The organism is Frigoribacterium sp. CFBP9029, from assembly GCF_034045305.1.
Lineage (GTDB): Bacteria > Actinomycetota > Actinomycetes > Actinomycetales > Microbacteriaceae > Frigoribacterium.
On record NZ_JAXCWB010000001.1, the window covers coordinates 22,516 to 47,472 of the forward strand.

21 protein-coding genes and 1 tRNA gene are annotated in these 24,957 nt (G+C 71.3%); 5 read left to right on the forward strand and 17 right to left on the reverse strand.

All coding sequences use genetic code 11. The features are described 5' to 3' along the window. The first annotated feature begins 119 nt into the window (after positions 1 to 119). Positions 120 to 1,610: a PQQ-binding-like beta-propeller repeat protein gene (locus SOM11_RS00105; protein ID WP_320476844.1), complete on the forward strand. Its 1,491-nt coding sequence runs from the start codon at positions 120 to 122 to the stop codon at positions 1,608 to 1,610. Next, positions 1,607 to 3,121, forward strand: coding sequence for a hypothetical protein (locus SOM11_RS00110; protein WP_320476845.1), 1,515 nt, complete (start codon positions 1,607 to 1,609; stop codon positions 3,119 to 3,121). Before SOM11_RS00105 ends, SOM11_RS00110 begins: the two co-directional genes overlap by 4 nt. Before the next feature lie 112 nt (positions 3,122 to 3,233). Here SOM11_RS00110 and SOM11_RS00115 read toward each other — a convergent pair. After that, positions 3,234 to 3,309 (reverse strand) — tRNA-Glu (locus tag SOM11_RS00115). Between the two features lie 237 nt (positions 3,310 to 3,546). Here SOM11_RS00115 and SOM11_RS00120 point away from each other — a divergent pair. The 3 genes from SOM11_RS00120 to SOM11_RS00130 are packed head-to-tail and all read left to right on the forward strand — an operon-like array spanning position 3,547 to position 6,554. Beyond that, positions 3,547 to 4,899 (forward strand): MFS transporter, encoded by a 1,353-nt coding sequence (locus SOM11_RS00120; RefSeq protein ID WP_320476846.1) that lies wholly within the window; start codon positions 3,547 to 3,549, stop codon positions 4,897 to 4,899. Then, entirely contained in the window at positions 4,892 to 5,878 is a 987-nt protein-coding gene (locus SOM11_RS00125; RefSeq protein ID WP_320476847.1) for an alpha/beta hydrolase, read from the forward strand. Before SOM11_RS00120 ends, SOM11_RS00125 begins: the two co-directional genes overlap by 8 nt. 40 nt (positions 5,879 to 5,918) lie before the next feature. Continuing rightward, the gene (locus SOM11_RS00130) at positions 5,919 to 6,554 is read left to right on the forward strand and encodes an MBL fold metallo-hydrolase (protein ID WP_320476848.1); all 636 of its coding nucleotides are present in this window, start codon (positions 5,919 to 5,921) and stop codon (positions 6,552 to 6,554) included. A gap of 99 nt (positions 6,555 to 6,653) precedes the next feature. Here SOM11_RS00130 and serA read toward each other — a convergent pair whose 3' ends face one another. The 16 genes from serA to otsA all read right to left on the reverse strand — a co-directional run bounded on the left by serA (position 6,654) and on the right by otsA (position 24,904). Next, positions 6,654 to 8,243 (reverse strand): phosphoglycerate dehydrogenase, encoded by a 1,590-nt coding sequence (gene serA / locus SOM11_RS00135; RefSeq protein ID WP_243213512.1) that lies wholly within the window; start codon positions 8,241 to 8,243, stop codon positions 6,654 to 6,656. Positions 8,244 to 8,359: 116 nt separating this feature from the next. After that, positions 8,360 to 8,743 carry a hypothetical protein gene (locus tag SOM11_RS00140; protein ID WP_192058379.1) on the reverse strand — a complete coding sequence of 128 codons (384 nt, stop codon included), beginning with the start codon at positions 8,741 to 8,743 and terminating at the stop codon, positions 8,360 to 8,362. Continuing rightward, a complete protein-coding gene (locus SOM11_RS00145; protein ID WP_320476849.1) occupies positions 8,740 to 9,186 on the reverse strand; it encodes a hypothetical protein in 447 nt (148 codons plus the stop codon). The genes SOM11_RS00140 and SOM11_RS00145 overlap by 4 nt, the downstream gene beginning before the upstream one ends. Continuing rightward, positions 9,183 to 10,322, reverse strand: coding sequence for a mannitol-1-phosphate 5-dehydrogenase (locus SOM11_RS00150; protein WP_192058383.1), 1,140 nt, complete (start codon positions 10,320 to 10,322; stop codon positions 9,183 to 9,185). Before SOM11_RS00150 ends, SOM11_RS00145 begins: the two co-directional genes overlap by 4 nt. Before the next feature lie 104 nt (positions 10,323 to 10,426). Further along, complete coding sequence (ilvC, locus tag SOM11_RS00155) at positions 10,427 to 11,452, reverse strand: ketol-acid reductoisomerase (protein ID WP_192058385.1); 1,026 nt, start codon at positions 11,450 to 11,452, stop codon at positions 10,427 to 10,429. Between the two features lie 89 nt (positions 11,453 to 11,541). Continuing rightward, positions 11,542 to 12,048, reverse strand: coding sequence for an acetolactate synthase small subunit (ilvN, locus tag SOM11_RS00160; protein ID WP_192058388.1), 507 nt, complete (start codon positions 12,046 to 12,048; stop codon positions 11,542 to 11,544). Further along, positions 12,045 to 13,931, reverse strand: coding sequence for an acetolactate synthase large subunit (locus SOM11_RS00165; RefSeq protein WP_192058390.1), 1,887 nt, complete (start codon positions 13,929 to 13,931; stop codon positions 12,045 to 12,047). The genes ilvN and SOM11_RS00165 overlap by 4 nt, the downstream gene beginning before the upstream one ends. A gap of 131 nt (positions 13,932 to 14,062) precedes the next feature. Next, positions 14,063 to 15,775, reverse strand: coding sequence for a dihydroxy-acid dehydratase (gene ilvD / locus SOM11_RS00170; protein WP_320476850.1), 1,713 nt, complete (start codon positions 15,773 to 15,775; stop codon positions 14,063 to 14,065). Between the two features lie 54 nt (positions 15,776 to 15,829). After that, on the reverse strand, positions 15,830 to 16,393 hold the full coding sequence (gene mnhG, locus SOM11_RS00175) for a monovalent cation/H(+) antiporter subunit G (RefSeq protein ID WP_320476851.1): 564 nt from the start codon (positions 16,391 to 16,393) through the stop codon (positions 15,830 to 15,832). Then, positions 16,390 to 16,653, reverse strand: a complete 264-nt coding sequence (locus SOM11_RS00180; RefSeq protein ID WP_192058396.1) for a monovalent cation/H+ antiporter complex subunit F — start codon at positions 16,651 to 16,653, stop codon at positions 16,390 to 16,392. Before SOM11_RS00180 ends, mnhG begins: the two co-directional genes overlap by 4 nt. After that, on the reverse strand, positions 16,650 to 17,270 hold the full coding sequence (locus SOM11_RS00185; protein ID WP_320476852.1) for a Na+/H+ antiporter subunit E: 621 nt from the start codon (positions 17,268 to 17,270) through the stop codon (positions 16,650 to 16,652). The genes SOM11_RS00180 and SOM11_RS00185 overlap by 4 nt, the downstream gene beginning before the upstream one ends. Beyond that, a complete protein-coding gene (locus tag SOM11_RS00190) occupies positions 17,267 to 18,898 on the reverse strand; it encodes a Na+/H+ antiporter subunit D (RefSeq protein WP_192058400.1) in 1,632 nt (543 codons plus the stop codon). The genes SOM11_RS00185 and SOM11_RS00190 overlap by 4 nt, the downstream gene beginning before the upstream one ends. Beyond that, the gene (locus tag SOM11_RS00195) at positions 18,895 to 19,473 is read right to left on the reverse strand and encodes a Na(+)/H(+) antiporter subunit C (protein ID WP_243213523.1); all 579 of its coding nucleotides are present in this window, start codon (positions 19,471 to 19,473) and stop codon (positions 18,895 to 18,897) included. Before SOM11_RS00195 ends, SOM11_RS00190 begins: the two co-directional genes overlap by 4 nt. After that, positions 19,470 to 22,472: a Na+/H+ antiporter subunit A gene (locus tag SOM11_RS00200; protein ID WP_320476853.1), complete on the reverse strand. Its 3,003-nt coding sequence runs from the start codon at positions 22,470 to 22,472 to the stop codon at positions 19,470 to 19,472. The genes SOM11_RS00195 and SOM11_RS00200 overlap by 4 nt, the downstream gene beginning before the upstream one ends. Positions 22,473 to 22,619: 147 nt before the next feature. Then, a complete protein-coding gene (gene otsB, locus SOM11_RS00205) occupies positions 22,620 to 23,399 on the reverse strand; it encodes a trehalose-phosphatase (RefSeq protein WP_320476854.1) in 780 nt (259 codons plus the stop codon). Next, positions 23,396 to 24,904: an alpha,alpha-trehalose-phosphate synthase (UDP-forming) gene (gene otsA, locus SOM11_RS00210; protein ID WP_320476855.1), complete on the reverse strand. Its 1,509-nt coding sequence runs from the start codon at positions 24,902 to 24,904 to the stop codon at positions 23,396 to 23,398. Before otsA ends, otsB begins: the two co-directional genes overlap by 4 nt. Positions 24,905 to 24,957 lie beyond the last annotated feature (53 nt).

Sequence of the window (24,957 nt, forward strand, 5' to 3'; positions counted from 1 at the left end):
GGGGCCGGTCCGCTCATTCCCGCCGACCGGGCGAGCACCGATGCGGACGGCTCCGAATACCATGACGGCAGTCGTCGGACGCACCGGCGGCGCCGCTCGACGAGGAGGTCGATCCGCCCGTGCCCGACCCCCTGCCCGGCCCCGCGCGAGACCCGTGGCGACGACTGCGCGCCGTCCGCGGTCGACGTGCGCCGCGCCTCCTCGGGGGCTACCTGGCGCTGCTCGTGGCGACGGCGATCGTGCTGGTCGCGGGGTGGGCGGCCGACCCCGACTACGGCGCGGAGCCGCCGTGGCGCGGACTCGTCGTCGACGACCTCCGCTCGGCCCCCGGCGAGACCCTCTGGTCGCTCGACCTCGCGGCGCTGCTGGCCCCCGAGGCGCCCGCGCACTGCGTCCATCTCTGGCCGTCGGCCGCCGAGTCCGGTCTGGTCGCCGTCACCACCTCGATCGACCTCGACCTCGAGGCCGACGTGGACCTCCGCGCCGACGACCTCGCGCAGGCCGCGGAGTGCCGCACGGCGGCGTTCGCCCACGACACGAGCCGCGTCGCCCTCGTCGACGTCCGCACCGGAGCCGCCGTCTGGGTGCACGACCTCGTCGACGACGTCCCCGACGCCGACCCCACGAGCATCCCGTCGGCCCAGGTGGTGCCGGCGGCGGGCCGCGTGCTCGTGCAGACGCAGTCCGAGCGCGGGCTCGTGCAGGCGGCGCTCGCCCTCGACGACGGACGGCATCTCGAGACGGCCCGCGAGCGCCGCGACCTGCCGAGCATCAGCGTGGCCACGCTCGGTCGCCTCCAGCTGCGCTCGGCGGCGGCCGCGGTCGGCGACCCCGACGCTTACGCCCTCGTCGACGCCGCCGCGCTGACCGTGCCGGTCTGGCGCGGATCCGCGGATCGGGGCGCCGCTCCCCTGCTGGTGCCCGGCGCCCTCATCGTGCGCATCGAGGGGCGCACGGTCAGGATCGACGGGCGCACCGGCGAGATGACGCCGTACCGGTCGGACCCCGATCTGGTCGCGGCCGGCTCACCGGGGCCGGGCGGCGACGACGACCTGTTCGCCGTGCGCTCCGGTCCCGGCGGCCGCGTCGTCTCGGCCCTCGGCCCCGACGGCGCCGCCCGATGGGCGCGCCCCCTCGACGCCCGCTCGATCGCGTCGACGCCCGGCTGCCTGCTCGTGACGTCCGACGACGACACGACGACGTGCCTGCGGCCCGCAGACGGCACGACGCGCTGGTCCGTGGACGGTGCGGCCGCGACGGCGCGCGGAGTGCCCGGGCAGGTCTCCGACGACGTCTACGGCATCGCCCGCCGCGACGGTCGACCCCGACTCACGGCCCTCGACGGCCCCACCGGGCGGTCGGTGTTCGACGTCCCCGCAGGCGATCTCGAGACGGTCGTGGCGGCTTCGCGCACCGTCGTCTACCTGGCGAAGGGCGCGTCGCCGCAGAGCAGGGCCGTGGCCGCCTACGACGCCGCCTCGGGACGCCCGCTCTGGACCCTCCGTTCGGCGGGCAGCGTCTCGTTCTGGGGCGGAGCGCTCGTCGAGGTCGACGGCGTGGGCGTGGCGCGACGACTCGGCGGCGGTCAGCGGATCGGGGCGACGTCATGACCCGGCCATCCGACCGACAGGCCGAGGAGGCGCGAGCCGGCGCCCGACGGACCTCCCGTCGACCGAGCCGCCGCGTCCGTTCGGGCTGGCACCGCGCCTCCTCGGCCCGCCGCATCGCCAGCGCCTACCTCGTCGGCGTGATCGTCACCGTCGTCGTGATCGTCGCGCTCGTGCCCGGGCAGCCGCGGTACGGGGCGGACCGGCCATGGCGCGGCGTCGCGGTCGACGACCTGCGGGAGGCGCCGACGGCCACCGGCTGGTCGATCGACCTCGGTGCCGCGCTCGCGCCCGGGACGCCGGCGGAGTGCCTGCGGTTCCGGGACGAGCCGATCGACGATCGTCGGGTGCTGCTGCGCGCGGCCGGCGCGTGGACCTACGGCTTCGCCAACGACGGCGACTGCGGCGGGGCCACGGCGGGCGTGGGCACTCGACTGGCGTCGTTCGACACCGACCTCGGGCGCGTGCTGTGGGTCCACGACGTGGCCGACGACCTCCTGGCGCTCGGGCTGCGGGGCCCGGTGGAGCTCGCGTCGGCCACGGTCGTCGACGACGCCCGCATCGTCGTGGTGCGGGCCCGGGCGGGCGGCCAGACGGTCCTCGTCACCCTCGACGCGACCACCGGTGAGCCGAGGCAGCAGACGGCCCCGGTGACGACGGTCGACTCGGAGCAGTTCCAGACGGCGGGCCGCACGGTGATGACCGGCGGGCAGACGGCGGAGGGCGCGACGTATGCATTCCAGCTGCGCGACGTCCGCGATCTCGACCTCGTACTCTGGGCCGGCCCCGGGAGTCTCGAGGGCCAGGCCCTCGCCTTGCCGGACCGCCTCGTGGTCGCCCGCCCGGGAGGCACGGTGCAGGTCGGTCTCGACGGTCGTGAGACCCCGTGGCGCGGGGACCTCGCCGCGCTCGGGGGCTACGTCGCCCGCCCGGACTCGATCGTGGGGCCCGTCCGCGGCGTCGACCGGGGCTTCGCCGCCGTCGACCTCGACGGACGGCCGCTGTGGACCTCCACCCCGGAGGCGTCGGGCTCGTACTCGACGTCGCGGACGTGCCTCACCGTCACCGATCTGAGCGACGACCAGCTCAGCTGCGTCGACTGGGGCACCGGGGAGGTGCGGTGGTCAAGACCGGCGGACGGGGCGTCGAGCGCCGACGGGCTGCCCGGTCAGACCGACGACACGGTGTACGCCACCGTCACCGCGCCCGGCGCCGGCCCGCAATCGGTCGTCGCCCTCGACGGCGAGACCGGGGCCGCGCGCGCGACCATCGCCCTGCCGGACGGCGCGGTGGTGGTCGCCGCGTCGCGCACCGTCGGGTACGCCCTCGCCTTCGGCAGCTCGGGCGGGCGCTCGACCCTCGTCGGGTTCGACCTCGCGACCGGCGAGACGCTGTGGTCGTTCGCGGGTCAGCTGCAGATCGGCACCTGGGCCGGGCGCTTCGTCGAGGTCGACGTGGACGGGGTGGCCCGTCTGCTCGAGGGGACTACCCGGAACGTCGTCGCCACGCCGTGACGTGTCGAGCGGCCGGTGGGGCTTGGCCTCGACCTCTGCCGCGGTCGGCGCCGGGAGACGTTCGCCGGAAGACGACGAAACCCGCTCGGCCGGAGCCGAGCGGGTTTCGTGGTGGTGACCCCAACGGGATTCGAACCCGTGTTACCGCCGTGAGAGGGCGACGTACTAGGCCGCTATACGATGGGGCCGTATTTGCAACTCGTCGAGTATGCCACAGCTGTCGAGCGCCGCACAAATCGGCCCGGTTGCGCGGTTCGGAGCCGAGTCGCAGGCTCTGCCGTACTGCGCCAGAGCAGCGGGAGTTCTCCTTCTGCAACAGCCGGTGTATCGTGCACAGCACTGAGGTAAAAGGCGTCGCGCTCTGCGGCGCACCCGCACGCGGCATCGAACGAGTCGCCACTTCTTCCCAGAAGGAGTGCGCCCCCGTGTCCCCCAGTCCCTCTCCCACCCGCGGTCGGCTGCCTGCCGGCGACGCGCCTCCCCGGCTCTCCGACTCGTGGCTCGCCCTGGCCGGGCTCTCCGCGGTGTTCCTCTTCGAGATGCTCGACACCTCGGTGCTGAACGTCGCCCTGCCGACGATCGGCCGTGAGCTGGGCTCGTCGACGACGGGGCTGCAGTGGGTGTCCGGCGCCTACGCGGTCGCCTTCGGCGGGCTCATGCTCCTCTTCGGCGCCGTCGCCGACCGGGTGGGGCGCCGCCGTATCATGCTCGCGGGCCTCGCGCTGCTGGCCGTGGCGAGCCTCGCCACCGTGGCGGTCACGACCACCGAGCAGCTGATCGCCGTCCGGGTGCTGACGGGCGTCGCCGCGGCGATGACCACCCCCGGGTCGATGGCGCTGGCGTTCCGGCTGTTCGACGACGAGGGCCTCCGCGTCCGGGCTCTCACGGTGATCTCGACCGCGGGGCTGGTGGGCCTCGCCGTCGGCCCGACCGTCGGCGGGTTCGTGCTCGCCGTCGCCCCATGGCAGGTGCTGCTGCTGGCCGACGTGCCGATCGCCGCGCTCGCGTTCATCGGCATCCTCGTCGGCGTCGCTCGCGACGACGCGGCGGGGTTGCGGCGTGGCCCGGTGGTGGATCTGCACCTGCTCGCCCGCCCCCTGGTGTCGAGCGGCCTGGCGTTCAAGGCCGCGTCGGGCCTCGCCGTCGCCGGACTGTCGTACCTCGTCACGCTGCAGCTGCAGTTCGCCTGGGGCTGGCCGCCGGCCCTCGCCGCCGTCGGCACGCTGCCGCAGGTCGTCGTGCTCCTGGCCGGGGGCCGCCTCGTCGGGCCCTTCGTGCAGCGGGTCGGCCTGAGCCGGGCCGCCGGGGTCAGCGCCGCCGCTGTCGTGTCGGGCCTCGCGGTCTTCGGCGCCCTGAGTCGTCAGGGGTACGTCTGGGTGCTCGTCGCGCTCGTGCTCGTCGCCGTCGGCATGCGCGTCGTCGGCGTCGTGGCCGGAGTCTCCGTGCTCACGGGCCTCCCGGCCGACCGCACCTCGGTCGGCGCGGCCCTCGTCGACACCTCGAGCGAGCTCGCCGGAGGAGCCGCCGTCGCCGCCGCGGGCACGATCGTCGCCGCGTTCGTCACCGGCAGCATCACGACCGCCCCGTGGACGGCCTCGCGGCTCGCGTCCTTCGAGAACGCCCTCACCGTCGCCGGGCTCGGTCTCGCCGCGGTCGCCGCCGTGCTCGTCGCGATCGGGATGGTCCGGGCCCGGGCCGCCGACCCCGCCCTCGGCACCACTGCACCCACCCCCTCGTCCGCTCTCACCCCCACCGCCCAGGAGTCCTCTCGTGTCTGACAGAACAGCCCTGCCCCGCCCGCCGTTCGACCCCGAGTTCGCGCCCTTCCTGGAGGCGATGGAAGCCCGCGGCCGCTTCCGCCTCGAGACCGCGATGCTGCCGCAGATGCGACAGCTGGACATGAAGGAGGCGCAGCTCGACGAAGGGCTGCGGGCCCGCGGTCTCGAGAGGCGCAGCTTCACCGTTCCCGGGCACCTCGGCGAGCCGATCGCCCTCGCGGTCGTCCAACGCATCGGCCGCACCGGGACGGCGGCCTGCGCCTACGCCATCCACGGCGGCGGGATGATGTTCGGCCACCACCTCGGCAATCTCGACTCGTACGACGACTGGCTGTTGGTGCACGACGTCGTCCTGATCAGCCCCGACTACCGTCTCGCCCCGGAGCATCCCGACCCGTACCCGGTAGAGGACTGCTACGCCGGCCTGGTCTGGGTCGCCGAGCACGCCGATGAGCTCGGCGTCGACGCCGAGCGGATCGTCCTGGTCGGCCAGAGCGCCGGAGCCGGGCTGGCGGCGGGCACGGCGCTCCTCGCCCGGGATCGGCGGGGGCCGGCCGTCGTCGGGCAGGTGCTCGTCAGCCCCATGCTCGACGACCGTGACGCGACGCTCTCCGCCCGGCAGTTCGACGGGGTGGGTGTCGCCGACCGCGAGATGACCCGGTTCGGCTGGGACGCCTACCTCGGCGACCGTCGCGGAGGTGACGACGTGTCGATCTACGCCGCCCCCGGCCGCGCGAACGACCTGACCGGCCTGCCGCCGGCCTACGTCGACTGCGGCAGCACCGAGGTGTTCCGCGACGAGACCGTCGCGTACGCCGGCGCGCTCTGGGCGGCGGGAGTGCAGGCGGAGCTGCACGTGTGGCCGGGGGCGTTCCACGGGTCCACGAGCATGATGCCGGAGGCGATCCTGTCGCGCCGGGCCGTCACCGCTCTGCGCGACTGGACCGGGCGCCTCCTCGACCCCACGCCCTCGGGATGACTCGACGGCGTCGCCTGGATCCGCGCGTAGAGTCGCGCCCATGCGCCTCACGAAACTCGAACACGCCTGCCTGATCATCGAGATCGAGGGGCGGCGCCTGGTCGTCGACCCCGGGTCGTTCGGCTCGCCGATGATCGACGTGGCCGACGTCGACGCCGTCGTCGTGACGCACGAGCACCCCGACCACTGGACGCCCGACCAGCTCGCCCACCTGCTCGCGACGAACCCCGGCATGACGATCTACGGTCCGGCCGGCGTCGCCTCCGCGGCGGCCGACTTCGACGTCCACGTCGTCGCGGACGGCGACACGATCGAGGTCGGCCCGTTCGACCTCGCGTTCCACGGCTCGCGTCACGCCGTCATCCACGAGTCGATCCCCGTCATCGACAACGTGGGCGTGCTCGTCGACGGTCGGCTCTTCTACCCCGGCGACGCGTTCACCGTCCCGCCCGTTCCCGTCGAGATACTCGCCGCGCCCGTGGGCGCCCCGTGGTTGAAGATCTCGGAGGCCATGGACTACGTCACCGCCGTCGGAGCGACCACCGTGTTCCCCACGCACGAACGCACCCTCAGCGACGCCGGGCTCGCCATGCACTTCGACCGGCTCCGGTCGAGCGCCGAAGCGGCAGGCGGGCAGGCCGTGCTGCTGGCGGATCACGAATCCCTCGAGATCTGACGCCGCGCCTCCTCGGCGACGTCTCAGCCGCTCCGCCGTCGGACGACGGACCGCCCGCCCCTCGATACGAGGGCGGGCGGTCGTCGGGGTGTGGTCGGACTAGAGCGTGATGTCGATCTCGCGCAGCAGCTCGGCGTCGATCGCGACGCGGACCTTCTCGACGAGCTCGTCGGGCGCGGGGCTGTCGATGGTCAGCACGCTGAGCGCCTGGCCACCGGCGCTGCGACGCGCGATCTGCATGCCGGCGATGTTGATGCCCGCCTCGCCGAACTCGCGCCCGTAGACGGCCACGATGCCGGGGCGGTCGCCGTAGACCATGACGAGGTGGTGCTTCGCGAGCGGCACCTCGACGTCGTAGCCGTTGATCTCGACGATCTTCTCGACCTGCTTCGTGCCGGTCAGCGTGCCCGACACCGAGATCTGCGAGCCGTCGCTGAGCGAGCCGCGCAGGGTGATGACGTTGCGGTACTCGTCGCTCGCCGGGTCGGTGAGCAGACGGACCGTGATGCCGCGCTGCTCGGCGAGCAGCGGCGCGTTCACGTAGCTGACCGACTCGCTGACGATGTTGGTGAAGATGCCCTTGAGCGCGGCGAGCTTGAGAACGCTGACGTCGTACTCGACGAGGTCGCCGCGCACCTCGACGTCGACGCTCGTGAGGGGGCTGTCGGCGAGGCCGGAGAAGACCTGCCCGATCTTCTCGACGAGGCCGATGCCCGGTCGGACGTAGGGGTCGATGACTCCCCCGGCGACGTTGACGGCGTCGGGGACGAGCTCGCCGCCCAGTGCCTGACGCACCGACCGCGCGACCGAGACGCCGGCCTTCTCCTGCGCCTCGGACGTCGACGCGCCGAGGTGCGGCGTGACCACGACGTTCTCGAGACCGAGCAGCTTCTGGTCGACGGGGGGCTCGGACACGAACACGTCGAGGCCCGCACCGGCGATCTCGCCCGTCGTGAGCGCCTCGTACAGGGCGTCCTCGTCGATGAGACCGCCGCGCGCGACGTTCACGACGAACGCGCTCTTCTTCATCGCCTTCATCTGCTCGAGACCGATCATGCCGGTGGTCTCGGGGGTCTTCGGCATGTGGATCGTGACGAAGTCGGCCGTGGCCAGCAGATCGTCGAGCGAGAGCAGCGTGACCCCGAGCTGCTGGGCTCGCGCCGGGGTGACGTAGGGGTCGTAGGCGACGACGTTCACGCCGAACGCCTGCAGACGGGCCGTGATCAGGGCGCCGATCCGACCCAGACCGACGATGCCGACGGTCTTCTCGAACAGCTCGACCCCGGTGTACTTCGAGCGCTTCCACTGACCCTGGGCGAGGGCCGCGTGAGCGGCGGGGATGTGCCGGGCGAGACTCAGGATGTGCCCGACCGTCAGCTCGGCCGCCGAGATGATGTTCGACGTGGGGGCGTTGACGACCATCACACCGGCGGTCGTGGCCGCCTTGATGTCGACGTTGTCGAGGCCGACCCCGGCACGGGCGACGACCTTGAGGTTCGGCGCCGCGGCGATGGCCTCGGCGTCGACCTGGGTGGCCGATCGGACGAGCACCGCATCGGCGTCGGCCAGCGCCGTGAGGAGGGCCGGACGATCGGTGCCGTCGACCGATCGCACGTCGAAGTCGGGGCCGAGGGCCTCGACGGTTGCGGGTGAGAGTTCTTCTGCGATCAACACGACGGGCTTTGCCACGGAGACGATGTCCTTAAAGAGAGAGTCGGGGGGACGGCCGCGACGCGCCGTGGGCGCGGCTGTCGTCACTCTATCGACTCCGCCGACGTGTGACGCCCCGGGTCGGCCCGGCGGCGTCAGACGCTCTGGACGTACGCCGTGATCGTCAGGCTGAGGGCGGCCACCGCCGCGAGACCAGCGAGCAGGACCAGCGCCACGACGGGCAGCGGCCGACGGCGGACCACGACGAGCGCGGCGACGAAGGCCGCGGGCGGCAGCGCCACGTTCGCGATCAGGGCGAACCACGGCGGCGACGCCACGAGACCGTCGAGCCCGTTCTCGGCGTAGAAGTCGTTGTTGGCGTATCGCGCCTGCCCCGGCACGGAGACCAGGTTCGTGACGGCCTCGAACAGGTCGTAGGCGAACAGCAGACCGAACAGCACGACGAGGGCGACGAACACCACCGAGGAGGCGCGGTCGCGTCGGGTGCCGACCGTCGCCCCGGCGGAGGCCCGGCTCATGCGCCCGCGCCGATCAGGAGGGGCCAGGGGGCGACGACCAGGGCGCCGACGATCATGGCGAGGATGCGTCGGCGCGTGGCCGTGGCGGGCACGAGCACGATCGACGAGACGAACCAGAGCGCCGGCGCCGCCACCGCCAGGAGCACGCCGAACCGCCACAGGCCCGTCGCGACGGGGGTGGCGAAGGTGTACCCGAAGCGCCCGACGAGCGCGACCCAGCCGACGGAGCAGAGCAGGAAGACCCCGCCGAGCACCCCGTGGGCGATCAGCGACGCCGAGCTCATCGGCCGGACGGCGTCCGGATCGTCGTCGAGGTCGCCCTCGGATCCGATCGTCGAGGTGTCGCGAGAGGGCCCGTCGATGTGGCTGGCGTCGAGCTCGTCGCCCCAGCTCAGCGCGTCGTCGTCTCCGTGGTCGAGTGCGCCGGGGCCGCTCGGCGTCATGCCGACGTCTTGGCGGCCACCGCGTCGCGCAGAGCCGGGAAGAGCGGGTGGTCGGCGAGGACCCCCGTGAGCGTCGTCGTCAGCTCGTCGACGCCGAGACCCGAGACGAGCAGCGCCTGCAGCTCGACGCTCTCGACGTCGTCGGCCACGGAGAAGTCGAGGGCGGCACCGACGGCGCGGACGAGCGCCTCGGAGGGCAGCCCGCGCTCGGCGAGCTGGGCCGCGGGACCCACGAACCGCTCGTGCCGGCTGAGCTTGCGGAGCGGGTTGCGCCCCACCCGCTCGGTCGTGTCGGGAAGGTGCGGGTTCGCGATGCGCACCAGGTTCTTCTCGATGTAGGCCTGCTGCGCGTCGGCCTCGAGCCCGTGCTTGGCGACGAGGAGGGACTTGGTCTCGGCGAGCACGCCCCGCACCTCGGCCATGACCTCGGCGTCGTCGAGGGCCTCGCGGATGCTCGTGAGACCGCGACGGAACCCGTGGTACGCCGCCGCGGCGTGGGCGGTGTTGACGGTGAAGAGCTTGCGCTCGATGAACGGCTCGAGGTCGTCGACCCAGGTGACGCCCTCGATCTCGGGTCGGTCGGCGCCGAACGGCGTGCTCTCGACGACCCACTCGAAGAACGACTCGATGGTGACGTCGAGCGTGCCGCCGGCCTGCTCGGGGACGATGCGGTCGATGGCGCAGTTGGCGAAGACGGCGTTCTCGGCGGGGTCGTGCTCGCGCACGGCGGCGGCCAGCGAGTCGGTCGCGTTGATGGCGTTCTCGCAGGCGATGACCGCAAGGGCCGGGCGGTCGGCGTCTCGGGCGGCGAGGCCCTTCGCGATGACCGGGGCGACGAACGGCAGGATGCGCGCGCCCACCGCGGTCGTGACGATGTCGGCGGCCGCGATCTCGGCGACCAGCGCCTCCTCGTCGGAGCGGCTGTTGATCGCCCGGTAGCCGTCGACGACGGTGGTGCGGCTGTCTTCGCCGACCTCGTGCACCTCGAACGACGACTGCGACTGCAACGAGCCGATGAGGTCGTCGTTCACGTCGGCGAACACGACCTCGTATCCGCTCGCATGGAGGAACTGGGCCACGAAGCCGCGGCCGATGTTGCCGGCGCCGAAGTGGACTGCTGTCTTGCGATCTGCCATGCCTTAGATCATGCCACGGCGAGGCCGACCGGGCGGACGCCGCGAGGGCCCCGCACCGGGCGGTGCGAGGCCCTCGTGGGGTGACTCGGTGACGAGACGGGCGACTAGCGGGCGGCGCTGCCGTCGACGTAGTCGGCGTCCTGCTGCTTCCAGGCGAAGAGCGCGCGGAGCTCCTGGCCGGTGGCCTCGATGGGGTGCTCCTCGCCCTTCTTGCGCAGCTCCTTGAACTCGGGGGCACCGGCGTCCTGGTCGTCGATGAACCGCTTGGCGAACGCGCCGGACTGGATGTCGGCGAGCACGGCCTTCATGTTGTCCTTCACGTCGGGGGTGATGACGCGCGGGCCCGAGACGTAGTCGCCGTACTCGGCCGTGTCGGAGACGCTCCAGCGCTGCTTGGCCAGGCCGCCCTCCCAGATGAGGTCGACGATCAGCTTGAGCTCGTGCAGCACCTCGAAGTAGGCGATCTGCGGCTGGTAGCCGGCCTCGGTGAGGGTCTCGAAGCCGTACTGGATCAGCTGCGAGGTGCCGCCGCAGAGTACGGCCTGCTCGCCGAAGAGGTCGGTCTCGGTCTCTTCGGTGAAGGTGGTCTTGATGCCGCCGGCACGCAGACCGCCGATGCCCTTCGAGTACGACCAGGCGAGGTCCCAGGCGGAGCCCGAGGAGTCCTGCTCGACGGCGACGATCACGGGGACGCCGCGGCCGGCCTCGAACTCGCGGCGGACCGTGTGGCCCGGGCCCTTGGGTGCGACGAGCACGACGTCGACGCCCGCGGGCGCCTCGATGTAGCCGAAGCGGATGTTGAAGCCGTGGCCGAAGACGAGCGCCTTGCCGTCGGCGAGGTTCGGGGCGATGTCGTCGGCGTAGACGTGGCGCTGCACCTGGTCGGGCGCGAGGATGACGATGACGTCGCCCCAGGCCGAGGCCTCGGCGGGCGTCTGCACGGTGAACCCGGCCTCTTCGGCCTTGGCGCGGCTCTTCGAGCCCTCCTTCAGGCCGACGACGACCTCGACGCCCGAGTCGCGCAGGTTGAGCGCGTGCGCGTGGCCCTGCGATCCGTAGCCGATGACGGCGACCTTCTTGCCCTGGATGATCGACAGATCGGCGTCGTTGTCGTAGACGATTTCAGTCACAGTGGTGATACTCCTCGGTTGTCGACGGGTGTCGGTGGATGTCGGTTGATGGGGGCCGAGGAGGCGCGGGTCGACCGCGCCCCGCCGGTCTAGTTCTTGAAGACGCGGTCGGTGATCGACTTCGCGCCGCGGCCGATGGCCAGCAGCCCCGACTGCGAGATCTCCTTCACGCCGTAGGGCTCGAGCACTCGGAGCAGGGCGTTGGTCTTGCCCGTGTCGCCGGTCACCTCGATGACGAGAGCGTCGGTCGAGACGTCGACGACCGAGGCGCGGAAGAGCGTCACGGCCTCGAGCACCTGCGATCGGGTCGTGTTGTCGACCCGCACCTTGATCAGCATGTGCTCGCGCTGCACCGACTGCGAGTAGTCGAGCTCGACGATCTTGATCACGTTGACGAGCTTGTTCAGCTGCTTCGTGACCTGCTCGAGCGGGAGCTCCTCCACGTCGACGACGACCGTGATGCGGCTGAAGCCCTCGAGCTCGCTCTTGCCGACGGCGAGGCTCTCGATGTTGAAGCCACGGCGGGCGAAGAGGCCGGCGACCCGCGTCAGCAGGCCCGGCTTGTCTTCGACCAGGAGGCTCAGGACGTGGCTCATGCGTGCTCTCCTGTCATGTCGCCGTCGCGCGTGGTGTCGGAGGCGCTCGTGCCGGGCGCCTCGTCATCCCACTCGGGAGCGAGGGCTCGGGCGTGCTGGATCTCGGAGTTCGAGACGCCCTGGGGCACCATCGGCCACACCATGGCGTCGCGGCTGACGACGAAGTCGATGACGACCGGGCGGTCGTTCGTCTCGAGCGCCAGCTTGATGGCGGCGTCCACCTCGTCTTCACGACGCACGCGGATGCCCAGGGCCCCGTACGCGTCGGCCAGCTTGACGAAGTCGGGCACCATGCGCGTCTCGTGCCCCGTGTTCAAGTCGGTGAACGAGTGGCGGCCCTCGTAGAACAGGGTCTGCCACTGCCGCACCATTCCGAGCGACGAGTTGTTGATGATCGCGACCTTGATCGGGATGTCGTTGATGACGCAGGTGGCGAGCTCCTGATTGGTCATCTGGAAGCAGCCGTCGCCGTCGATGGCCCAGACCACGCGATCGGGCTGCGCGACCTTGGCTCCCATGGCGGCCGGGACGGAGTAGCCCATCGTCCCCGCGCCTCCGGAGTTGAGCCAGGCGTTCGGACGCTCGTACTGGATGAACTGCGCCGACCACATCTGGTGCTGACCGACGCCCGACGCGTAGACCGCCTCGGGGCCCGAGAGCTCGCCGATCCGCTGGATGACGCCCTGGGGCGAGAGGAGGCCGTCGTCGGGTTCGGTGTAGCCGAGGGGGAACTGCTCGCGCAGCCCGTCGAGGTGCTCCCACCAGGCCGAGATGTCGGGGCGGGTGCCGCCGGTGACCTCGAGGAAGGCGCTCGTGAGGTCGGGGATGACGACCTTCGCGTCGCCCACGATGGGGACGTCGGCGATGCGGATCTTCGAGATCTCGGCGGGGTCGATGTCGACGTGGACGACCTTGGCGTTCGGCGCGAAGAGATCGGCCTTGCCCGTGACGCGGTCGTCGAAGCGGGCGCCGAGCGCGATGATCAGATCGCTCTCTTGCAGACCGAGCACGGCCGGGACGGTGCCGTGCATGCCCGGCATGCCGAGGTGCTGCTGGTGCGAGTCGGGGAACGCGCCACGGGCCATCAGGGTCGTCACCACGGGGGCGCCGGTGGCTTCGACCAGGGTCTTGAGCTCGGCGGACGCGCCGGCGCGGATGACCCCGCCGCCGACGTAGAAGACGGGCTGCTTCGCGTCGGCGATCATCTGGGCAGCTGCCGTGATCTGCTTGCCGTGCGCTTTGGTCACCGGACGGTAGCCGGGCAGGTCGACGACGGGCGGCCAGATGAAGGGCGCGCTGTTCTGCTGGGCGTCTTTGGTGATGTCGACGAGCACCGGGCCGGGTCGACCCGTGCTGGCGATCTGGTAGGCCGCCGCGAGGGTGGCGGGGACGTCTTCGGGCTTCGTCACGAGGAACGAGTGCTTCGTGATCGGCATGGTGATGCCGACGATGTCGGCCTCCTGGAAGGCGTCCGTGCCCATCAGGGTCGAGAACACCTGACCGGTGATGGCCAGCAGCGGCACGGAGTCCATGTAGGCGTCGGCGATGGCCGTGACGAGGTTGGTGGCGCCGGGGCCGGAGGTGGCGATGGCGACGCCGACCCGACCAGACGAGGCGGCGTAGCCCTCGGCGGCGTGACCGGCGCCCTGCTCGTGCCGGACCAGGATGTGACGGATCGCCGTCGAGGCCATCAGCTCGTCGTAGAACGGGATGATCGCGCCGCCCGGCAGACCGAAGACGTCGGTCACGCCGAGGTACTCGAGCGACTTGAGGATCGCGCCCGAGCCGGTCAGGACGGGAGGCGCGGTGGTCGCGTCGGGACTGGTGCCGCGGCCGGAGGCACGGGTCGTGCCGCCGGGGAGGGGCGTCGCTTCTGGAGGCATCGGAGCCGGGTTCCTCTTCGTGATGATGTGACGGTGATGACGGGGTGTCGCCGCTGACGGTCGAGCCCTGGCCGCCGTGCCGGCGGTCTCGGTGGGCCGACCCCCACCGAGGATCGCCCGGGAGGCGCGGCCTAGTAGGTGACGGCGCCTTCCGCTGCGGAGCGGACCTGGCGTGCGTACTTGGCGAGGACACCGCGGGTGTATCGCGGCGGGAGGGGCTCCCAGCCGTCGCGGCGGGAGGCGAGCTCAGCAGGATCGACGAGTAGGTCGATCGAGCGAGCGGCGATATCGACCCGAATCAGATCACCATCGCGCACGAAGGCGATCGGACCTGCGTCGACCGCTTCGGGTGCTATGTGGCCGATGCACAGGCCGGTTGTGCCGCCTGAGAATCGTCCGTCCGTCAAGAGTAGTACATCTTTTCCGAGCCCTGCGCCCTTGATGGCGGCCGTGATGGCGAGCATCTCGCGCATGCCCGGCCCGCCCTTGGGGCCCTCGTACCGGATGACGACGACGTCGCCGGCCTCGATGCGGCCCTCCGTCAGGGCGTCCATGGCCCCGCGCTCGCGCTCGAAGACCTTGGCCGGGCCCTGGAAGACCTCGGCGTCGAAGCCGGCGGTCTTGACGACGGCGCCCTCGGGGGCGAAGGTGCCGCTCAGCACCGTCAGCCCGCCGGTCGCGTGGATCGGGTTGTCGAGGGTGCGGAGCACCTCGCCGTCGAGGGGCTTCGGCTTGATCGCCTCGAGGTTCTCGGCGACCGTCTTGCCGGTGACCGTGAGGCAGTCGCCGTGCAGCAGCCCGGCGTCGAGCAGGGCCTTCATGACGACGGGCACGCCGCCCATCCGGTCGACGTCGTTCATGACGTACTTGCCGAAGGGCTTGAGGTCGCCGATGTGCGGCACCTTGTCGCCGATGCGGTTGAAGTCGTCGATGGTGAGGTCGACCTCGGCCTCGTAGGCGATGGCGAGCAGGTGCAGCACGACGTTCGTCGAGCCGCCGAAGGCCATGGCGACCGCGATGGCGTTCTCGAAGGCCTTCTTCGTGAGGATGTCGCGCGTCGTGATGCCGAGCCGCAGCATCTCGACGACCGCCTCCCCCGAGCGGTGGGCGAAGTAGTCGCGACGACGGTCGGCCGAGGGCGGGGCGGCGGAGCCGGGGAGGCTCATGCCGAGGGCCTCGGCGACGCTCGCCATGGTGTTGGCCGTGTACATGCCTCCGCAGGCGCCCTCGCCCGGGACGATCGCGCACTCGATGGCCTTGAGGTCCTCTTCGCCGATCGTGCCGGCCTTGTAGGCGCCGACGGCCTCGAACGAGTCGATGATCGTCACGTTCTTCTCGGTGCCGTCGCTGAGCTTGACCCAGCCGGGGGCGACGCTGCCCGCGTAGAGGAACACGCTAGCCAGGTCGAGGCGCGCGGCGGCCATCAGCATGCCCGGCAGCGACTTGTCGCAGCCGGCGAGGAGGACCGAGCCGTCGAGGCGCTCGGCGTTCATGACGACCTCGACGCTGTCCGCGATGACCTCGCGCGACACGAGGGAGAAGTGCATGCCCTCGTGCCCCATCGAGATGCCGTCGGAGACGGACACCGTGCCGAACTGCAACGGGTAGCCGCCGCCCGAGTGCACGCCCTCCTTGGCACCCTGCGCGAGACGATCGAGCGACAGGTTGCAGGGGGTGATCTCGTTCCAGCTGCTGGCGATGCCGATCTGGGGTTTGTCCCAGTCGGCGTCGCCCATCCCGACGGCACGGAGCATGCCCCGGGAGGTCGTGGCTTCGACGCCGTCGGTGACGACTCGGCTCCGCGGTTTGATGTCGATCCCTACCGGGGTGTCCTTCTCTGGCATGGGTCGAGTTTAGGGCGTGGCGACGTGTGCTCCGTCCACCCGGGCCGGGGGCGGTCAGAGCCCGTCGGAACCGCCTCGTCGATCGTCGCCGGCCTGCCGCGGCAGGCCCTCCGAGTCGCGTTCGACGGGACCGTCGCCGTCGGCCGTGGAGTGGTCGCCCACGCCCTCGACGCGGTCCATCTCGACGGCCAGGGCGTCGGCGGATCCGACCGGGAGGTCGGTGACGTCGATGTCGGCGTCGTCGCTCTCGACCGTCTCGGCGAGTTCGCCCGCGGCACGGGCCACGGCCTCGTCGAGCTCGTCGACGACGAGCTGATCGCGCCGGAGGTCGCCGTTCCGGTAGCCGGCGCGCCCGATCATGTGAGCCGAGATGGGCGCCGTCAGCATCTGGAACACGAGCACCACGAGGAGGGACGCGATGGTGCCGACGGTGTGCTGGTCGAGCGCGATGGCGGCGAGCACGAGGATGAGCCCGAAGATCTGCGGCTTGGTCGCGGCGTGCATCCGCGAGAGCGCGTCGGGGAACCGGAGCAGACCGATGCCCGCGGCGAGCGAGAGCAGCGCACCGGCGATGAGCAGGACGGACGACGCGATGTCGTAGACGGACTGGGGGATCATGACGGGTCCTGCCTGGAGACGTACCGGGCCACCGTGATCGATCCGAACACCGCCGACAACGCGAGCACGATGATCACGGGGATCGTGCGGGTGTGCCCCGAGAAGACCATGTCGGCCGCGAGCACGCAGATGAGCGTCGTCAGCAGCATGTCGGAGGCGATCATGCGGTCGAGGATCGACGGACCCCGGACGATGCGGATCACCGAGGCGAGACCGGCGAAGGCGAACAGCGCGCCCACGACGTATTCGACGACGATCATGAGGGACCCCCTTCGGAGGACGAGGACGGGGACACCGGGTCGTGCACCTCGGCGGCGGCCGGCGTGCCGTCGGCGATCCGCCGGAGATCGTCGGTGCTGCCCAGCACGCGGGCGATCCTCTTCTCGACGACCAGCACGCCCGACCGGACCGCCTCGACCTCGTCGGCGTCGGAGACGCCGAGAGCGTGCAGGTAGAGGATCGATCGTTCGCGATCGGCCTCGACGACGAGCGAACCGGGGACGAGCGAGATGGCCTCGGCCACCAGCGTCATGATGAAGTCCGACCGCGTGTGCAGCTGGACGGCGACGATGGCGTTCGAGTGGACCCCCCTGGGGCCCACGGCCTGCCAGGCCACCTGCACCGACGCGCGCACGAGATCGACGACGAAGTGCGCCAGGAACGCGAGTGCGTACCAGATGTTGAACCGGCCGCTCAGCTCGACCGGGGGCAGGAAGAACACCCGGGTGACCAGGAGGGCCACCGCGACACCCGTGACGAAGGCGAGCACCGTGAACTGGCTCCACAGGCACATCCACAGCACGACGAGGCCGATCAGCAACGGCATCTGACGGGCGAGGCTGCGACCCACCTCGCGGCGTGACGGGCGACCGGTCATGGCGTGCTCCCCTCGTCGACCGGTCCCCCGGCGGGTGTCGGTGCCGGCGACGAGTCGTCGCCCCGGGTCTCGCCCTCTCCGGAGGGGAAGACGAGCTGCACGTACTCGTTCGACCCGTACACGCGACCTGCCGCCCGCTCGGCCACGCCGTAGAGCGGCCCGGCCGCGAAGGTGAGCACGAGCGACACGAGGACCATCCCGGCCGTCGCGCCGACCATCGTGCGGGGGTTGGTGCGCTTCTGCTGCACGGCCACGCGACCCGGCGCCTCCTCGAGGTGCTCGGTGAACGGCGACTCGTGGTCGTCGACGTCGGCCTTCGGACGCCAGAAGGCGAGGTTCCAGGCCCTCATGAGCGCGTAGAGGGTCAGCAGCGAGGTGAGGGCGCCGGCGCCAATCAGCACGTAGACGAGCGGATCGTCCAGTCGCGCGCCGGCCTCGAAGAGCGCCACCTTGCCGATGAAGCCCGAGAACGGCGGGATGCCGCCGAGATTGAGCGCCGGGATGAAGAACAGCACCGCGATGATCGGGGCCGCCTTGAGGAGCCCGCCCAGTCTCGTGATGGAGGCCGTGCCTCCTCGGCGCTCGATCAGCCCCGCCCCGAGGAAGAGCGTCGTCTGGACGGTGATGTGGTGCACCACGTAGTAGATGGTGGCCGCCAGCCCCTCGACCGTGCCGAGGGCGATGCCGAAGATCATGTAGCCGATGTGACTGACCAGCGTGAACGAGAGCAGCCGCTTGATGTCGGCCTGCGCGACCGCGCCGAGGATGCCGACCACCATCGTCAGCAGCGCGATGATCAGCAGGTAGACGTTGACGTTGCTCTCGACGAAGAGCACGGTCTCGGTGCGGATGATCGCGTAGACGCCGACCTTCGTCAGCAGACCCGCGAACACCGCCGTCACCGGCGCGGGCGCCGTCGGATACGAGTCGGGCAGCCAGAACGACAACGGGAAGATCGCGGCCTTGATCCCGAACGCGGTCAGCAGCATGACGTGGATGATCGTCTGCACGTCGGCCGGGATGGTGTCCATCCGCTGGGCGATGTCGGCGATGTTCACCGTGCCGAGCGCGCCGTAGATCATCGCGATCGACGCGAGGAAGAGCACCGACGAGACGAGGCTGACGACGATGTAGACCACGCCGGCGCGGATGCGCTGCTCGGTGCCGCCGAGGGTGATCAGCACGTAGCTGGCCACCAGCAGGATCTCGAAGCCGACGTAGAGGTTGAAGAGGTCGCCCGCGATGAAGGCGTTGAAGACCCCCGTCGCGAGGATGAGGTACGTGGGGTTGTAGATCGAGACCGGAGCCTCGCCGTCGCCGTCGGCCTGCCCCTGCCCGACCGAGAAGACGAACACGGCCAGCAGCACGATCGACGAGATGCTGAGCATCAGGGCGGCGAGGCGGTCGACCACGAGGGTGATGCCGTACGGGGCCTCCCAGCCGCCGACCTGCACGGCGATGGCGCCCTGCGTGTCGACGACCACGAGCAGCACGAGGCTGATGACCACCACGATGCCGAGGGCGACGATCGAGAGGATCGACTGGAGCCGCGGGCGGCGACCCGTGATCAATGCGGCGGCCGCGCCCAGGAGCGGGACGAGGACGACGAGGGGGACGAGGAAGCTCATGCGTTCTCGCTCTCGTCGGGCTGGTCGGTGCGGTCGGTGCGGCTGCGGCCGGTGCGGCTGGAACCGGCCGGGTCGGCGCGGCTCCCGGCTGTGTCGCCGGGCGCCGTCCGGCGGAGCGCCTCGGTCGGCACCGCCGCCTCGGCGCGATCACCGAACTCGGTGTCTCCGCCGGCCACGTCGTCGCCGTCGCTCTGCGAGTCCTCCTCTTCGGCGGGGACGCCGCGGCGCCCGATCTCGAGGTCCTCGACGTCGTCGACCACCGTGTCGACCTGGGCCAGGCGCCACGACCGGTAGATGAGCGCGAGCATGAAGGCCGAGATGCCGAAGGTGATGACGATCGCCGTCAGCACGAACGCCTGCGGCAGCGGATCGGCGAAGTCGACCGGCGCGGCCTGGCCGTCGACGATGGGAGCAGCCCCGCGGCGACCCGACATGATGAGGATCAGGATGTTCGTCGCGTTGCCGACGAGCAGGAATCCGAGCAGCACCCGGGTCATGCTGCGCTCCAGCAGCAGGTAGACGCCGCAGGCGTAGAGCGCCGCCATGACGACGATCAGGACGAGCGAGACGCTCATGCGCGGCCTCCGTCGGTCGAGGTCGGGCCGGAGACCGAGACGGGGAGCGTCTCGCCGGCGTCGTCGGGCTGCGGCACCGGCGAACCGGTGTCGTCTTCCTCTTCTTGTCGATCGACCTCGGCGCCGAGGCTGCGGAGGACGTCGAGCACGAGCCCGACGACGACGAGGTACACGCCGATGTCGAAGAAGGTCGAGGTGACGAACTCGAGGTGACCGAGCAGCGGGACCTCGCCTTCGACCCAGGTGGACGTGAGCGCGTCGGCCCCGAAGAAGAGGGGGACGAGCGCCGTCGCGCTGACCGTGAGCAGACCCGCACCGAGCAGCTTGCCGGCGTCGAGCGGTGCGGCCGCACCGAGCTCGTACCGACCACCGGCGAGGTAGCGGGCGACGAACGCGAAGCCCGCGACCAGCCCGCCGGCGAAACCGCCGCCCGGCGTGTTGTGCCCCGCGAAGAGCAGGTAGATCGAGACCACGATGATGGCGTGGAAGATGAGTCGGACGACGACTTCGAGCAGGATCGACCTGTTCTGCGGCGCCAGCTTGCGACCGGCGAGGAGCCAGGCGCGACGGTCGCCCTCCGTGCTGTCGCCGATCTGCACGGTCGATCCGCCGTCGGGCACGACGGGTGCCGGCTCGCGCAGGGGGCGGACACGGGCGAGGAAGCGCTGCGCCCGTGTGCGACGTGCGGGTCGCGGCAGGATGTCGGCTCGCGAGGTGATGAAGACCAGGCTGGCGACACCCGTGGCCGCGACGATGAGCACGGCGATCTCGCCCATGGTGTCCCAGCCGCGGATGTCGACGAGGGTGACGTTCACGACGTTCTTGCCGTGACCGCCGTCGACGGCGAGCGACGGGAACGCCCCCGAGATCGTCGCACCGGGCCGGGCGCCGAGCGCGACCACGGCGATGGCCGCCATGACGGAGCCGACGGCCACGCCGATGACGGCGCGCGCGACCCGGTGCGTCCGGCCGTTGCGGTCGCCGAGACGGGCGGGCAGGCGCCGCAGCACCAGCACGAAGGCGATGAGGGTGATCGTCTCGATGAGCGCCTGCGTCAGGGCGAGGTCGGGCGCCCCATGGAGGGCGAACAGGGCGGCCATGCCGTAACCCGTCACCCCGACGAGCACCACGGCCTGGAAGCGCTTGTTCGACAGCGCCGCGGCGATCGCACCGACGATCATCAGGACGCCTATCGCGAGCTGAGCGGGATAGTCGAAGAGCACGGCCGTGCTCGGCCAGGTGCGGTTCAGGGACAGCGTCACGATGGACGAGGCGATGAACACCACGAGGATCGTCGCCAGGTAGAACGGCAGCGAACCGCGCTGAGTCGTCGCGGTCGTGCGCGAGGCCGTGCGGTCGATGCCCGCCATGATGCGGACGTACCCGTCGGAGGCGCGGGGCAGGAACGAGACCGCCTTCTGGAACGCGGACACCCGGTCGCGCTGCCAGAACATCAGGGCGCCGACCGCCAGCGAGATGGCGGTCAGCCCCAGGGCGGGCTCGAGACCGTGCCACAGCGCCAGGTAGTACGGCTCGTGGTCGCCGCCGCCCGCCGGGAGGGTGTCGGCGTAGCGGGCGAACACCGGGTCGACGGGGTGCGCGAGGAGACCGAGCACGAGACCCGCGACGGCGAGGACGACGGGGGCGAACAGGAAGTCGATGTGCTCGCGGACGAAGTCGACCGGTTCGACGCCCTTCTTGCGGGCGAAGGCCCCCCAGAGGAACCGCAGGCTGTAGGCCGTGGTGAGGATCGATCCGACCACGACGCCCACCAGGGCGATGACGCCCCAGACGGCACCGGACTCGGCGTCGTGCAGCAGGGCGGTCAGCACGGCCTCCTTCGCGACGAATCCGAAGGTCGGCGGGACGCCCGCCATGGAGGCGAGCGCGAGCACCGTCACGACCAGGAGCACCGGCGTCTGACGACCGAGACCGCTGAGCTTGCGGAGATCCCGGGTGCCCGTGCGGTGATCGATGACGCCCACGACGAGGAAGAGCGTCGACTTGAACAGCGCGTGGGCGACGAGCAGCGCCAAGCCGGCGAGGGCGGCGTCGCGGGTGCCGTAGCCGACGACGATCGTGAGGAACCCGAGCTGGCTGACCGTGCCGTACGCGAGGACGAGCTTCAGGTCGTGCTGCCGCAGAGCGCGATAGCCGCCGAGCACCATCGTCACCACGCCGACGGTGACGATGATCTCCTGCCAGCCGGGCGAGTCGTGGTAGCCGGGCGCCAGTCGGGCGACGAGGTAGATGCCCGCCTTGACCATGGCGGCGGCGTGCAGGTACGCGCTGACCGGTGTCGGGGCGGCCATGGCGGCCGGCAACCAGAAGTGGAACGGCACGAGGGCGGATTTCGACAGGGCGCCGACGAGCACCAGCACGACGGCCACCGTGACGGCCGTGCCCGACGGGGGCTCGGCGACGAGCGCGGAGAGGGAGCTCGTGCCGCCCTGCACGGCGAGGATGACGAGACCCACCAGCATGGCGAGGCCTCCCGCGGTGGTGACGATCAGGGCCTGCAGAGCGGCGCCGCGGCTGGCCTGCTTCGACGTGTAATGCCCGATCAGCAGGTACGAGAAGACGCTCGTGGCCTCCCAGAAGACGAAGAGCACGAAGACGTCGTCGCTCGTGACGAGGCCGTACATGGCCCCGGCGAACGCGACCAGGACGGCCGCGAATCGCGCGAGCCCTGCCTCGTCGCTGTGGAAGTAGCGGGCGCAGTAGACGAGCACGAGCCCGCCGATGCCGGTCACGACCAGGGCGAGGACCCAGGCCAGGACGTCCATCCGCAGGGTGAGCGAGATCGCCAGCTGCGGGATCCACGGCACGGTCTCTTCGGGGACGTCCCCCGACAGGACCGCGGGCCCCTGCAGGGCCGTGAAGACGAAGACCGCGAACGGGACGAGCGAGGCCCACAGGAACAGCGACGTGCCGAGACGGCGACCGATGGCCGCGACGACCACGGCGGCCACCGCGAAGGCTGTCAGGGCTACGATCACGACGACCTCCGTCGGCTGGCGACCTCGTCTACCGATCGGGATGAACGGGCGCGGGGAGTCGGGCGGAGAGTCCAGACTACCTTGCAGGCACCTGGGAACGCCCGGTCGCGTTCGCCCCGGGGCCGACCCCGGCCGACCCCGGAGGCCTCAGGAGTGCCCGAGGTGCGCCCGGAGATCCGCCAGCTCGGCCAGCAGTCGCGCGACGGCCTGCGGGTCGGCCACCCGGTGCCCCGCTCGCGACATCCCCGGTCCGACCTTGACGGCCAGATCGCCCTCGCCGAGGGCCGCGAAGCCGTCCTCGTCGGTGACGTCGTCGCCGGCGTAGAGCACCCCGGTCGCGCCCACGATGTCGCGCAGCCGATCGATGCCGTCGTTCTTGCCCGTCGACCGGACGGCGTACTCGAGTACGTTCTTGCCCGTCCGCGCATGGATGCCGTCGAGCGCGCCGACCGTGCGCCGCGCCTCCGCCAGGACCGTCTCGGTGGTCTCGTCGTCGGCGAGGCGCGTGTGGAGGGCGAGACCGGCGGGCTTCTCTTCCACGAAGACGCCCTCGTGCCCCGCGGCCGCCGCGTGCACGGCGTCCGAGAGACGGGCGCGCGCCGCGACCTCGTCGGGGGTGAGCGAGGTCTCGTGGCCGTCCATCCGCAGCTCGATGCCGTGCGAGCCCACCAGAAGCACCTCGTCGGGCGTCTCGCTAATCGCGCTCAACGAGGCGAGGTCGCGCCCCGAGACGAGGGCCACCGTGGTCGACTCGGCCGCCGCGAGTCGTGAGATCGCGGCGAGCGCCTCGGGCAGCGCCCTGGCCTCGAGGGGCGCGTCGACCTCGGGCGCGAGCGTGCCGTCGAAGTCGAGGGCGACGAGGAGGCGCGGGGTCGTCGCGAGACGACCGAGCGCGTCGGACAGGGCGCGGGGGTCTTCGGAGGTCATTCGGCGGTGCTCTCTTCGGTCGTGTCGGTCGCCCCGGCGTCCGCCGGGGTGATCTGCTGGCCGGGGCGCACGTTCTCGAGCGCCTGCAGGAACGACGCCGACCACTTGGCCACGTCGTTGTCGAGCACCCGACGACGCAGGGCCCGCATGCGGGTCGTACGGTCGCGGCGCGGCATCTCGATCGCCCGCATGATGGTGTTCTTCAACCCGCCGATGTCGTGCGGGTTGATCAGCAGCGCGGTCTTGAGCTCGTCGGCGGCGCCGGCGAACTCGCTGAGCACGAGCACCCCGTCGTTGTCGCGGCGGACGGCGACGTACTCTTTCGCGACGAGGTTCATGCCGTCCCGGAGGGCCGTGACGAGCATGACGTCGGCCGCTAGGTAGAGGGCGACCATCTCCTCGCGCGGATAGCCGTGGTGGTGGTAGCTGATGGCGGTGTGGCTCATCGTGGCGTAGTCGCCGTTGACGCGGCCGACGGTCAGCTCGATCTCGTCGCGCAGCTGCTTGTAGGTCTCGACCCGCTCGCGGCTCGGGCTCGCGACCTGCACCAGCGTGGCGTCCTCGACGCTGAGGCGGCCGTCGGCGAGCAGCTCGCCGAACGCCTTCATGCGGTGCCGGATGCCCTTCGTGTAGTCGAGTCGGTCGACCCCGAGCATCACGGTCTTGGGGTTGCCGAGCCCCTCGCGGATCTCGCGCGCCCTGGCCTGGATGTCGGGCCGCGCGGCGAGCTCCTCGTAGCTGGCGGCGTCGATCGAGATCGGGAAGTGCTTCGCGAGCACCCGGCGGACCTTCTTGCCGCGCTTCGACACGGGAGCCGACTCGTCGTCGACGGGCACCTCGACGTACGGGCGGGTGGTGCCGTAGCCGAGCAGATGCCGGACGGCGCGAGAGAAGTTCGACGCGTCGTCGGCGCGCTGGAACCCGATCACGTCGGCGCCGAGCAGCCCCTCGAGGATCTGCTTGCGCCACGGCAGCTGCGAGAAGATGCCGAGCGGCGGGAACGGGATGTGGTTGAAGAAGCCGATGGTGAGGTCGGGGCGGGCCTCGCGGAGCATCCGCGGCACGAGCTGCAGCTGGTAGTCCTGGACCCAGATGGTGCCGCCCTCCTCCGTGATCTCGGCGGCGCGATCCGCGAAGCGCTGGTTGACCTGCACGTAGGCCTCCCACCAGACGCGGTGGTAGGTCGGGGCGGCGATGACGTCGTGGTAGAGCGGCCACAGGGTGTCGTTGCTGAACCCCTCGTAGTACCGCTGCACCTCTTCGGCGCTGAGCGGCACCGGGACGATCGAGATGCCCTGGTCGTCGAACGGCTCGAACTCGAGGTCCGGCTGACCGGCCCAGCCGACCCAGGCGCCGTCGTTGGCCTTCATGACCGGCTCGAGGGCGGTGACCAGGCCGCCGGGCGAGTGCTGCCACGAGGCGCTGCCGTCGTCGGCGATCACCCGGTCGACGGGGAGGCGGTTGGAGACGACGACGAAGCCGTAACGTTCGGAAGAGTCGGGCATGAGGTGGGTCAGCTCCTGTCGGATCACCCGCACGGACGCGGGACGGTCAGATT

What these genes read in the sequence shown, in the direction of transcription:
- SOM11_RS00110 (WP_320476845.1), top strand. Translation starts at nt 1,607, where the DNA reads ATGACCCGGCCATCCGACCGACAGGCCGAGGAGGCGCGAGCCGGCGCC.
- SOM11_RS00130 (WP_320476848.1), top strand. Translation starts at nt 5,919, where the DNA reads ATGCGCCTCACGAAACTCGAACACGCCTGCCTGATCATCGAGATCGAG.
- SOM11_RS00140 (WP_192058379.1), bottom strand. Translation starts at nt 8,743, where the DNA reads ATGAGCCGGGCCTCCGCCGGGGCGACGGTCGGCACCCGACGCGACCGC.
- SOM11_RS00145 (WP_320476849.1), bottom strand. Translation starts at nt 9,186, where the DNA reads ATGACGCCGAGCGGCCCCGGCGCACTCGACCACGGAGACGACGACGCG.
- SOM11_RS00150 (WP_192058383.1), bottom strand. Translation starts at nt 10,322, where the DNA reads ATGGCAGATCGCAAGACAGCAGTCCACTTCGGCGCCGGCAACATCGGC.
- ilvN (WP_192058388.1), bottom strand. Translation starts at nt 12,048, where the DNA reads ATGAGCCACGTCCTGAGCCTCCTGGTCGAAGACAAGCCGGGCCTGCTG.
- SOM11_RS00165 (WP_192058390.1), bottom strand. Translation starts at nt 13,931, where the DNA reads ATGCCTCCAGAAGCGACGCCCCTCCCCGGCGGCACGACCCGTGCCTCC.
- ilvD (WP_320476850.1), bottom strand. Translation starts at nt 15,775, where the DNA reads ATGCCAGAGAAGGACACCCCGGTAGGGATCGACATCAAACCGCGGAGC.
- mnhG (WP_320476851.1), bottom strand. Translation starts at nt 16,393, where the DNA reads ATGATCCCCCAGTCCGTCTACGACATCGCGTCGTCCGTCCTGCTCATC.
- SOM11_RS00180 (WP_192058396.1), bottom strand. Translation starts at nt 16,653, where the DNA reads ATGATCGTCGTCGAATACGTCGTGGGCGCGCTGTTCGCCTTCGCCGGT.
- SOM11_RS00185 (WP_320476852.1), bottom strand. Translation starts at nt 17,270, where the DNA reads ATGACCGGTCGCCCGTCACGCCGCGAGGTGGGTCGCAGCCTCGCCCGT.
- SOM11_RS00190 (WP_192058400.1), bottom strand. Translation starts at nt 18,898, where the DNA reads ATGAGCTTCCTCGTCCCCCTCGTCGTCCTCGTCCCGCTCCTGGGCGCG.
- SOM11_RS00195 (WP_243213523.1), bottom strand. Translation starts at nt 19,473, where the DNA reads ATGAGCGTCTCGCTCGTCCTGATCGTCGTCATGGCGGCGCTCTACGCC.
- otsB (WP_320476854.1), bottom strand. Translation starts at nt 23,399, where the DNA reads ATGACCTCCGAAGACCCCCGCGCCCTGTCCGACGCGCTCGGTCGTCTC.
- otsA (WP_320476855.1), bottom strand. Translation starts at nt 24,904, where the DNA reads ATGCCCGACTCTTCCGAACGTTACGGCTTCGTCGTCGTCTCCAACCGC.